This is a genomic window from Nostoc sp. UIC 10630 (assembly GCF_010747425.1).
Taxonomy (GTDB): Bacteria; Cyanobacteriota; Cyanobacteriia; order Cyanobacteriales; family Nostocaceae; genus Nostoc.
The window spans coordinates 1-4,602 of record NZ_JAAGOG010000350.1; the positions used below are offsets into that span (position 1 = coordinate 1).

The 4,602-nt window shown below is 39.1% G+C and carries 5 protein-coding genes and 1 pseudogene; 4 read left to right on the forward strand and 2 right to left on the reverse strand.

Annotated features, from left to right (window positions below):
* Positions 1–1,056, forward strand: a pseudogene (locus G1O98_RS36980) (hypothetical protein); the annotation flags it as partial.
* A 234-nt stretch (positions 1,057–1,290) separates the two neighbouring features.
* Positions 1,291–2,019 carry a tetratricopeptide repeat protein gene (locus G1O98_RS36985; protein ID WP_163939272.1) on the forward strand — a complete coding sequence of 243 codons (729 nt, stop codon included), beginning with the start codon at positions 1,291–1,293 and terminating at the stop codon, positions 2,017–2,019.
* Between the two features lie 99 nt (positions 2,020–2,118).
* Here G1O98_RS36985 and G1O98_RS36990 read toward each other — a convergent pair whose 3' ends face one another.
* Positions 2,119–2,694 carry an aegerolysin family protein gene (locus G1O98_RS36990; protein WP_163939274.1) on the reverse strand — a complete coding sequence of 192 codons (576 nt, stop codon included), beginning with the start codon at positions 2,692–2,694 and terminating at the stop codon, positions 2,119–2,121.
* A 543-nt stretch (positions 2,695–3,237) separates the two neighbouring features.
* Here G1O98_RS36990 and G1O98_RS36995 point away from each other — a divergent pair.
* Together G1O98_RS36995 and G1O98_RS37000 are read left to right on the forward strand one after the other, a co-directional pair.
* Positions 3,238–3,510: a hypothetical protein gene (locus G1O98_RS36995; protein ID WP_163939276.1), complete on the forward strand. Its 273-nt coding sequence runs from the start codon at positions 3,238–3,240 to the stop codon at positions 3,508–3,510.
* Entirely contained in the window at positions 3,452–3,973 is a 522-nt protein-coding gene (locus tag G1O98_RS37000; RefSeq protein WP_163939278.1) for a hypothetical protein, read from the forward strand. Before G1O98_RS36995 ends, G1O98_RS37000 begins: the two co-directional genes overlap by 59 nt.
* Before the next feature lie 123 nt (positions 3,974–4,096).
* Here G1O98_RS37000 and G1O98_RS37005 read toward each other — a convergent pair whose 3' ends face one another.
* Positions 4,097–4,399 (reverse strand): hypothetical protein, encoded by a 303-nt coding sequence (locus tag G1O98_RS37005; protein ID WP_175587022.1) that lies wholly within the window; start codon positions 4,397–4,399, stop codon positions 4,097–4,099.
* Between the last annotated feature and the right edge of the window lie 203 nt (positions 4,400–4,602).

Genomic DNA, 4,602 nt, shown 5'->3' on the forward strand with positions numbered 1-4,602 from the left:
GGGGCTGTGATTGAATCTACTCTTGAGTATCAGCAATTTGTTAGCTCCCTTGCCACACGACCGCAGTTTTTGAAACCACCAGAACAAACAGCATTGTCCCCGCCTCAACAAAGCGCTCAATTCCACCCAAACCAAGAGGTTCAAAATGTCGTCCCTCCTGTCATCAAAGGCAAACCGATTCCGATGAACTACCCATTAATGATGCATGGTGATACCAATCTTTTACCCGTAGATACTTGCATTGATGCGATGAGAGGATATGGTCGAACTCATACCACTAGAGCTAAAGAGCCTTACAAACAGTATGGATTTAAGGAGGGGGATATTGCTCTGGCGACAGGCATTGATAAGCAAGTCGCCTTTCGAGTGGGTAAGCAGTATCAAATCACACCTGATATGATTGCTGACCCCGTTTATCAACAGCAATGGGCTGACATGGAAAAGCACTCACCCAAAGCATTACCAGAATTATTCACCGAAAAACAGCAGGTGTGGGGACTACATCTAGAGCCATTGGGGGATTATGTGGACGGGAAAATAGTCCCGTTTCCTGAACCACAAAACAGAGCCGTAGCCAACCAAGAAGTCCAACCTCAATCAGTTACTATTGATGATTTGAGAAATTGGTACAATGCCGCAGATAAGTTGGGGAAGTCGGAAAATTACAAAAAACGCATTGTAGAAGTTGCAAATGGGTTTAAAGCTGGTGAGCAATTATCAGCCGAAGCGTTGACAGTAATGAATAAAGATACATCTGAGCTTGAAGCCGTCAGTCGGCTGACTCAAATTGCTCAAAGAATTGGCATGGTCTGGGGTAAGTCTGATGAAAATGGCACTCAAGTTGAAGGAAAGATTTATGATTTGGCTTTCAATACCCAGCAGAGAGATTTAACTATTTTGCAGAAAAATGGGGAGGTAATTTTAAATTTACAATCTGGCAAGGTGTGGACTAATAAAGTTACACCCCAGATATTGCAAACTTTTGAGGACGCGAATAGTCAGATAGATAAAATATTAGAGAAAAATAAAAGTAAAGAATTAGAAATACATGGTTAACAATTCAAAATTCACGCATTCAAAATTAAATATATTTCAGACGGGGGATTTAAACCCCAACTGAAATTGGGGCTACCTGTAGAGGTAGGGGTCTTAAACCCTTTGATTTACGATAAGTTAACTGACTCAGCTAAATATCCGAGTCGATGAATATTTAAGGAATTCTAAATTAAAACAGAGAATATTTGGTGGAATTAATGGAAGACATTGATGTAGAACAAGGGCAATTGTGGTATGACAAAGGAATGGAGCATTCTCTTATCAGGAAACTTATCTGGAGTGATGGAGTGCTTCAGAAATGCACTTTATTTCTATCCTAATTTTGCCGAAGTTCACAATACTATAGGGATGATTCAGTTTCAAATCGAAAAATATGAAAATGCGATTCAGCTTTTTGATAACGCATTAGCAATGAATCCGAATTTTGCTGAAGCTTATAATAATCGAGGATTAGCTCGGTCAAAAATCTGTCATAAGTCAGAATTTCCCCAGGTGATTGAAGATTACACTAAAGCCATCGCTCTGAATCCCAAATTAGTCCAGGCTTATCTAAATCGGGCTGATACGTATAAAAATTTAACTGGTGACAACCCAGCAGCTATCTTAGATTACAATCAAGTAATTTTACTTGACCCAAACTATTTATCAGCTTATATAAATAGGGCGAATATTTGTTTTTTATCTGGGGAATTAGAAAAATCCCTCTTTGATCTAGAAAAAGTATTATCTCTAGATGCTGATTGTGCAGAAGCATACTGTGGGCGAGGGACAGTCAGATTTCGTCTGGGCGATATTGAGGGCGCTAAAAAAGATTTATTTAAAGCTTTTGGTTTGTATGAGGCGCGAGGGAATATGATTTACTGTGCTTTTACTCGAAGTTTGATTATGGAGCTTTTTCGAGATCATGAAGTTTACAAAGATTTGTTTGGAGTCGAAAGTAGGATAGCTAAATTGAAAAAGTAGCCACTTTTGTCGAGCGGCTACAAATTAAATTCTTTCTTCATTTCTTTCTGCGATCACACAGAAGAAAACTTTTCAAATATCCTCTTACATAAAGCTATTTTAATGTCGAAAACCTACCTCAACATTGATTATGCCTAAAGCACTACTTCGATTTACATCGCCCACGTTGACTATATACCCATCTTTAGAATTAAGATCAATCACTTTAAAAGTGTTTTCTTGGCTTCCGAAAGGACAATTCCAATAAAGTTGTGCAATTTTAACATCAGCATCAAATAAATCAATAGTACCTTCTGTTCCAGAGGCACTGTTTGTCCTAGAAGCTGAAGATATTGTACCAGTCTGCCCTGCTGGAATTGTGGACAAAAGGTCAGAAGCTCCTATTTCCATATATTTATCTTCATTTTGGACAAATTTTCCAAATTCTAGACGAGCGTTTTTAATGTAGATATTATCACTATTGAATGTATTTTTTATTTGGATTGAAACCCATAGCGTAGGTTCTTTTGCCTTTACATTTGTGTTTGTACTAGGCTTTAATTCTTCCTGGTTGTTTATTTTTTCTTCTAATGTTTTTATCCTCTCCTCCTGATTTTTAGTCAGTTCTTCCAATTGGTCTAGTCTTGCTTCTATTGAAGAAAAGTTTGCTGCTGTTTGAATAGTTCCACCAATCATTTGATTTACCTTTTTTATGATAATTGACTATATATAGTAAATCATCAAGTTGATAACCGTGCAAGGACAGTTAAGACAGTTAAAAAATTTTTCAGTCTATCTATAGAACTTCGATTTTCAGGATTTTAGTGGTAGTTGTTAATGCTGTAGCAAGGGCTAACAATTTCGATTATCAGAGGTCAAATCGTTGTAGGCTGTGAATCGCAGTCTCTACAGTCTGGTAATGATAATCAATCGACACGGATGCGCTAAGGTTATTATACATTCAGGGATACAGCTAATTTTCAGTCATGGTTTAGACTGGGAGAATCAAGTTTTTTGGCTCATCCGAGATTCATTGAGGCAAGAACATTTAGCTTGGTCAGTGCAAAGTGTGATCGCGTGTACTGAGAAACCTTTCAGTAATAATCGGTTCAATTCGTCTTAAGTTAGTATCTTTCCTTGTCCGCTTTGGCACGGCTATGCCAAATACGCTAAATATAAAGGTAAAACAACTGCCAATGCAAGATTTAAGTCAGTGCAGGAATCGCGTTTTACATCACGATGCTCCCCGTACAAGAGTGGATATTGGAATTCCGCCTCGGTTATCTCGGTCGCTACTGGAGCCTGATAAGTGTTGCTGGCTTATTAATTGGCTTTTTGCTCTGTCTGCTGATATTTGTGCCATTGATCATTAACATGACGCTAGATCCGTTCAAGTTCCCAGATCATATTGTCATGAGTGCGATCGTGTACTCGCGTGCCGGAGGCAATCGCCTTGGTGATTTTTGGTGCAATACTTTGCCTGGGACAGTTGCTGGTACTGCGACAGACTGAGATCACACCCAGAATTTTTGCTCTTATCAACACAGTAGTTGGAATTTTTGTCTTCTCTGTGCTGGTGTGGCTGAATCAAAAAAGTTTGGAGTGGAGTGGTGGCCCTATTCAAGGCTGGAAAACTGGACTGATCTTTTTAGTCGGTGGTGCAGTTACCGGAGCCGCGACGGGTAAGGCTTTGGATTTTTACTGTGGACGAGTTGAGCAGCGATTAATCAGACTTGAGAGGGAGAGAGTAGAGCAAGAAACCCAAGAGCGGGAAAGGCTTCTGAAAGAAAGAATTGAGAAGGAGAAATTAGCGCAAGAACGCCTAGAAGCAGAGATGGCAGAACGGAAAAGGATACAGCGAGAGGCGGCTCAAGAGGAAGAACGCTTGTGGTACGAAAAACACGGTCAAGACTATGCAGATTATGAATATGACGAGGATGAAAAGGAGTACGAAGATGAAGACCAGGAGGAATAAACTCAATTCTCCATTACATTGTTAAAGCAGGGAATGTTCAAGCAGAAATAGAAAACCTGCCTTCACCACCATCAGGACGATAGCGCCATAAATGCTGTGCAAATTTTGGGTTAATCGCGGATTTTAAAAGTCATCATCCGTAAAGGGAACTATAGATGGTGAAAACCTTTTCAGCGATGGGTAAAATTCTAACGTTGCTGCATAATCATCTGTTTGTGACACTGACAGTTCAATTGTTTGCTGCTCTTTTTCATCAAAGAGCAACTGGATTTGATAATTAGTCCAGAATTGGTCGTCTAGTTGATCTTCTAAATCAAAAAGTCTTTCTTCATCACCCCATATATTTGACCAAAGAACGATCCTATTAGCCCGAAAATGATTTTGACCATTTGCATCTCCAATTACAAAATATGCTTCGACAGTCAAATTAAATGCTAAATCATCGACCTCTGTCTCTGCAATGTTGCAGTTAACAAGGATTAAGGTATCGGGGTTAACGTTTACTACCTGCTCTTGGCGCTTTAATAATTCTTGTAATACGAAACTAGGTAATACAGCACTTCCTGCTGATATGAGGTACAGTTGGTAAGAATAAAAATATTATCTTTTCATGAAAGCATATTCAATCG